General features: G+C 42.2%; 7 protein-coding genes. All 7 read right to left on the bottom strand.

The features are described from left to right. A partial coding sequence (locus BMW64_RS20115) for an RteC domain-containing protein (protein WP_177175338.1) occupies positions 1-518 on the bottom strand: 518 nt, incomplete at its 3' end. 260 nt (positions 519-778) lie between these two features. Further along, positions 779-3,052 (bottom strand): multicopper oxidase family protein, encoded by a 2,274-nt coding sequence (locus BMW64_RS20120; protein ID WP_090002468.1) that lies wholly within the window; start codon positions 3,050-3,052, stop codon positions 779-781. A 13-nt stretch (positions 3,053-3,065) separates the two neighbouring features. Continuing rightward, positions 3,066-3,521, bottom strand: coding sequence for a heme-binding domain-containing protein (locus BMW64_RS20125; RefSeq protein WP_070566710.1), 456 nt, complete (start codon positions 3,519-3,521; stop codon positions 3,066-3,068). Positions 3,522-3,553: 32 nt separating this feature from the next. After that, positions 3,554-3,973 carry a hypothetical protein gene (locus BMW64_RS20130; protein WP_070566707.1) on the bottom strand — a complete coding sequence of 140 codons (420 nt, stop codon included), beginning with the start codon at positions 3,971-3,973 and terminating at the stop codon, positions 3,554-3,556. A 26-nt stretch (positions 3,974-3,999) separates the two neighbouring features. Next, positions 4,000-4,524, bottom strand: coding sequence for a DUF305 domain-containing protein (locus tag BMW64_RS20135; RefSeq protein ID WP_002993268.1), 525 nt, complete (start codon positions 4,522-4,524; stop codon positions 4,000-4,002). A gap of 11 nt (positions 4,525-4,535) precedes the next feature. Beyond that, on the bottom strand, positions 4,536-5,201 hold the full coding sequence (locus BMW64_RS20140) for a DUF3347 domain-containing protein (RefSeq protein ID WP_002993266.1): 666 nt from the start codon (positions 5,199-5,201) through the stop codon (positions 4,536-4,538). Between the two features lie 6 nt (positions 5,202-5,207). After that, on the bottom strand, positions 5,208-6,350 hold a 1,143-nt coding region (locus BMW64_RS20145; protein ID WP_143052746.1), incomplete at its 5' end, for a heavy metal translocating P-type ATPase.

The following is a 6,350-nucleotide window of genomic DNA, read 5'->3' on the forward strand; positions in this document are numbered from 1 at the left end:
TAAACTTGTATCAGGTCATTGGCAATAATCTTGGCAACCTTATAATCGTGTGAAGTAGAAAAACGATGGTCTGCTTCAAAATAAAATGTGTCTAACCACAGCCTTATATCGTGCTTGCCACGCACAAAGAATTTTTCGTCAACGAAAGAATTATTGCTGCGGTAATACTTGTAAAAATCAAGGTTGTTTTCAAAGAACCTTTTTAGCTTTTTCAGTTCTTTGGTAAAATATTTCTTGGTACGCTTGTTCCCGTAGGGTCTTCTTGTTTCGATTTTATAGATGGCATTGTAGTAGATGAGCTTTGAAACAATAACAGGTTTCTGATACTTGAAAAAATGGATTTCTTCTTCCATATTTTTAAAGTCATTTTTCAGGACAAAGTCCTTTAAGTCGGCAAGGCTTTGTATGATATGGTGTATAACGGCTTCAATTCTTTTTATGGGGCAGTCGGTTTCAATCTCCAGTTCCTGGATTGCAGTTTCCAATTTAAGATATGTTTCATTGTAAAATTTATCCATTCGCTTCATTTTGATGTAATATATTATTGGTTAATACAGAAAAGCTAACACTGTTCGTATTAGCTTATGATGCAATTACTGCTTAAAAAAATTCAACCTCTACCGTATTGATGATGGAACGATAGATAGATTTTTGTTGCATACTTTAAAGGGTTGTAGTATGATGCAGGTTAGTCTTTGCGAATTACACCTGCATCACCTCCTTTTTTTACCGATAGTTTTTTACGGTTATGCAGTTTACAACCCTTAGTTATTTAATTTTAATAAGTCAATGCCAGCCCCACACCAAAGCCCATATCGCTATCATAGTGGGTACGTATACCTATATTCTTATTAATGATATACCTAAGTTCTCCCATATACTCTAAGTCGGTATTCACCATAAAACCACCTCTTAGTCTTTTTGAAATTGGTATATCTTCACGCATTAACTGCAATCTCACAATTCCATCATTATATACTTCTGCCTGAAAATTGACCAGCATAGGTAACGTATACATAAACCCTAAACTGAACGCCCTGCGGGTGTCTTTCTTGTTGGTTTGTCCAAATATGTTCTTTTCGTGTTCATCTTCTCCCATTTTACGGTAGCGGTAATCAAAACCTACAAAGGGCATGAACCATTGCATCTTTCCAATGTATCTACCTAAATGGGTTTCTACTTCATAACCGTGCATACTATTATAGCCTAAACGCCATTCTGTTCCTAATTGGTAGCGTGCATTCATTAGCATAGCTTCTCCATCATTACCATTGGTTGCAAAATCGTTTTGTGCCATAAAATGAGGCATATTACTTTCTCTTTGCAATTCTTTATAGGCTTTTGCCTTGTCGGGTAGATAGGGGTTATTGTAGTCTCCAACTTCAAAGACCCTGTTCATTCCCGCCATCATGTGATATAATATATGGCAATGAAAGAACCAATCACCTTCCTCATTTGCTAAAAACTCAATGGTATCTGTTTCCATAGGCATGATATCCAACACATTTTTAAGCGGCGATTTTTCGCCTTTTCCGTTTATCACCCTGAAATCAAATCCGTGAAGATGCATTGGATGCCGCATCATTGAATTATTATAAATGGTAATCCGTAGAATTTCTCCTTTTTTTACAGGTATTTTGTCAGTTTCCGAAAGTATTTTATTATCCATGCTCCATATATAGCGGTTCATGTTGCCAGTAAGTGTGAATTTCAACTCTTTTACAGGCGCATCATTTGGAAGAGAGGTGTTATAAGGTGATTGCAACATAGCATAATTTAATGTTTTGATGTCTCCCAAGGCATTAGCGTTGTAACGGTTAGCGTCGTTATCCATATCCATACCCTCATGCTTACTGTGGTCTGCTTTTTTTGTTGCATCTCCGGTAATTTCGGGATACATCACTACATTCATGTCCATTTGGTTAAGGCTCATCTTCATGCCCATATCGTTCAAATCGCCATTCATTTTCATCATATCGTTCATCATCTTCATCCCCTCGAAATACTTCAATCGAGGGAGTGGAGAAATAAGCTGTTTGACCCCATCACCTATAAAGTAACTCGCAGATTGTGTCCTGTCTTCGGTTGTTGCTAAGAACTCGTAAGCCAAACCATCTTGAGGGATAGTCACTACAATATCGTAAGTTTCAGAAACGGCAATGATTAACCTGTCCACCTCTACAGGCTCAACATCATTCCCATCATTCGCTACTACTGTAATTTTTCCTCCAGCATACCGTAGCCAGAAATATGAAGACGCCCCTCCATTGGAAACACGCAATCTGACTTTGTCGCCTGCTTTTAGCTTTTTACCATCAATTGTTTTCAAATCGGTGCTATGGCTACCATTTATTAGGATTTTATCATAGTAAACGTCACTGACATCCATCGCCAGCATCCGCTTCCACTCGTTTTTTACCTTTACCCCTAATTTTCCCTCCTTAATAGCTTCAACATATGATTGTGTTGCGCCTTTCTTAATGGCCGCCCAATCATTTGCATTGTGTAGCATACGGTTGATATTATCGGGGTTAAGATTTGTCCACTCACTTAATATAATTGGAACGGTCGGCAAATCGTCAATTCCTTTTCTGAATGTCTTATCATCGCTTCTTTTCTTCATGATAAAACTTCCGTACATGCCAATCTGCTCCTGCAATCCTGAGTGGGAATGGTACCAGTGCGTACCATGCTGGATAATCGGAAAACGGTAGGTGTAGGTTGTGCCCGGTGCGATGGGTTTTTGTGTAAGCCAGGGCACACCGTCTTCTTTATTGGGCAGGAACACACCATGCCAGTGAAGTGATGTGCTTTCTTTCAATTGGTTGTGCACCACTATTTCGGCAGTGTCGCCCTCGGTAAAGGTAAGGGTGGGCATGGGGATTTGCCCGTTTACGGCAATTGCCCTTTTTTGCTTACCTGCATAGTTGACCAGCGTATCTTTTACATACAGCTCGTAATGCACCACTCTCTGTGCAAACAGCGTTTGCGTGCAAAGCAGTATCAGCACTGTTTGCAAAATTCTTATAGGTATTTTATTATATCTGTTCATGATTTGAAAAATTTTATTTAATGCTGTCTTCCATTGTGCTAAACCACGCTATCAAAACCTGCTTATCCTCCGGTGACAATACTGCATTGCGATGAATTAGTGTGTATGATGACAACGGCATTTCCCCGTCCTTAACCTGCCCGGCCATAGCCCTGAACTTGTTTCGCTGCCTGCGGACAGAATAGTCGCCAAATTCGCTAAAGTTGAGTTCCTCTTTCCCCTTTTTTATATGCTCTGCCATGTACCATGCGCCGGGCTGGATACGGCTGTACCACGGATAATGGGTATTGTTGCTATGGCAGTCATAACAGGACTGAACAAGGATAGCCTTTACATTTTGGGGTACGGCGTACACCCTTTCGATATGGGTGGCTGGCACTTCAACCGCCTGGTTCCGTAAGGGCTGAAAGAACTGTATGGCAATCAGGACGACAGCCAACCCCAATATGATTTTCTTCTTTATGGTCATAATTATTTTATTGTGGCTTCATCTTTTTGTGTCTACTGTTTTTTCACATACTTGGCATAATTCTCCTTGTTTTCAAAATAAGAAACTTCACCGTTATTTCCTGTCACAGCAATCACCGCATTAGCTTTGTCTACCTGCTTATGGGAATAGGGGTCTATCGCCATCCGCACGGTCGCATCTTTTGGAATACGTTCCTTACACATTTCGCAACATCCGTAATAGGTTTTACCATCAAATTTTACTTCAAACTGCTTTTTGCCGATATAGGCATCGTTGACCATGCAGACTTCATCCGATGGAACCAATTCACCTATTTGGGTAGTATGTCCGTTGCTTTCCGGAGTTGCCTGCGAATGCTGCTGTTCCGCTTCATCCTTATTTGACCCCGCCTGACCGCAAGCGGTGAATAGCAGGGTTAATAAGGAAATAAAGCCAATTATTATTTTGTTCATGTCCAAACTTGTTTTTTTAAATTTTATTATTTACTTTCTTCAAACTCTTTTAGCTTGCGCTTCATTAGTTCAATTTCTTCCGCTTGGGTTTTAAGTATATTTTTTTGCAGCTCTATCAGTTCCGGGTCGGTCAGGTGTGCCTTTTCGGACATCAATATGGCTGCTGCGTGATGGGGTATCATACCCTTTGCAAACTGCTTGTCCCCGACATTGATTTGTTCCCTGATACCAAACCATGAAAAGATGCCAACAGCAACCGAGATGATGGCTATCGCCCAATTCATCTTCCTGTTGGGGTACATTACTTTCATTATCGCTAATTCGATAAGCAGCATTGCCGAGGTCATCAGCAGGGTCATGTACAAATTGTTGATATTGGGTATCAGGTTCTGCCACCCGTCAATCATGGCGTACATGATAAAATACATCACTGCGAACATTGCGACAGCCATCACCGCAAAGCGTTTGTACATGGCCGAAGCATGTTTTGTATTGTGCGTGCCATGCTCCGAGGAATGACCCGCATGGTGACTGTTTTGCATATTTTCCATAACCCTGAATTTTATTTGCTGTTAATTGTTTTTTCCACCTTACCGCAGGTCAGCATTTTAGAACCGTAGTAAGGGTTTTTGATTTCCTTGTTTTCGCTGAACCAAACAGCACCCTTACCGTCATTGAACATCGGGCAATGGTCCTGATACAATGTTTGCGATGTACCGAACAAATCAATCAGGTCTTTCAAATCTTCGCCAAGCGAGGCCAAATGTTCCCGCTGGTGGTGGATGTTGCCGACATTTTCCCCGATATGTTCTGCGTGTTCTTTAGCATCGTCCGCTATGTCCATGTACTTTTTGTGCTTATCGGCAGGAACGGCTTTCATGTCCACTTTATTCAGGGTAGCTAACAGCTTTTTCCCTGAACTGGCGGCAGCTTTGTCATCGTCCGAAACAAGGGCGTTCTTTAAGGACAGATAATCGGTAACTATGGGCGCAATAGAAAAGTTTTTTGCTTCTTCTTTTCCTGTTGCTTTTGCTTCCTGACCGCTCGGAGTTTCACTCACAACGGGCGCAGCTACCGTATCATCCTCTTTTGGTTGGGAAGCTGACTGTTCTTGTGATACAACAGCAGTATCACTTGAAGACTGCTCGTTTTTGTTGGATGCCTGATTGCATGATACTGTTACAAATGCCATGATAACAGCAATGATTGATAATGTTAGATTTTTCATTTTTATTTATTTTTTGATTTTTAAAAAACTTGCGTTAATAGCCACTACAACGGTGCTTACACTCATCAGCACAGCACCCATAGCGGGACTTAAAACAAAATTCGGATAGAGTACGCCTGCCGCAAGCGGTATTGCCACCACGTTGTAGCCAACCGCCCATATCAAGTTCTGTACCATCTTTTTGTAGGTAAGTTTGCCGAAGTCAATCAGTTTGACCACATCCCTCGGGTCGCTGTCTACCAATATGATATCCGCTGTTTCGGCAGCCACGTCCGTACCGGAACCCACGGCAATGCCCACATCTGCCTGTGCCAGTGCAGGTGCATCATTTACACCATCACCAGTCATTGCTACGATTTCGCCTTTTGCCTGAAACTCCTTTACTTTCTCCTGCTTGTTGTGCGGAAGCACATTAGCCAAATACCCGTCCATACCCAATTTTCCGGCTACGGCAGCAGCAATCCTGTCGTTGTCCCCGGTGAGCAGAAAGGACTTGATGCCCATTTTTTTGAGTTCCTCAATCGCCTGTGCCGAACCCTCACGGATGCTGTCTGCCAAAGTAATGATGCCGATTACCCGGTCATCAATGAGGACAAAGTTGACCGTTTCGGCCTCTTGATTGATTTCGTTTGGAATTTCAGGCAGGGAAAGGTGGTTTTCGGTGAAATAATTCGGGCCGCCAGCTACGACATTTTTCCCGTTCACAACACCTTTAACACCTATGCCCTGCATATAGCTGAAGTTTTCAGACTTCCATAAGGCAAGGCTCTTTTCTTTCAATGTAGCCATAATGCCTTTGGCGATATGGTGTTCCGAATTTTGCTGTACTGCGGCAGCATACTGGATAATCTCATCGGCATTATATTCGTCTGTTAACGGTATAACCTTTTCTACGGCATGGGAACCTTTGGTGAGCGTTCCGGTCTTATCAAAAATGACAGTGGAAAGTTTTCGGGTGGTTTCAAATGCCGTACGGTTGCGGATGAGCAGGCCATTGGTCGCCGAAAGCGTTGTGGAAATGGCGACTACCAACGGGATAGCCACGCCCAATGCGTGCGGGCAGGCCGTTACCATTACCGTCACCATTCTTTCAAGCGCAAAGGCAATATCTCCACTGCTTGCATACCAATAGGCAAATGTGCCTATGCC

The organism is Chryseobacterium taichungense (assembly GCF_900109935.1).
Classification (GTDB): Bacteria; Bacteroidota; Bacteroidia; order Flavobacteriales; family Weeksellaceae; genus Chryseobacterium; species Chryseobacterium taichungense.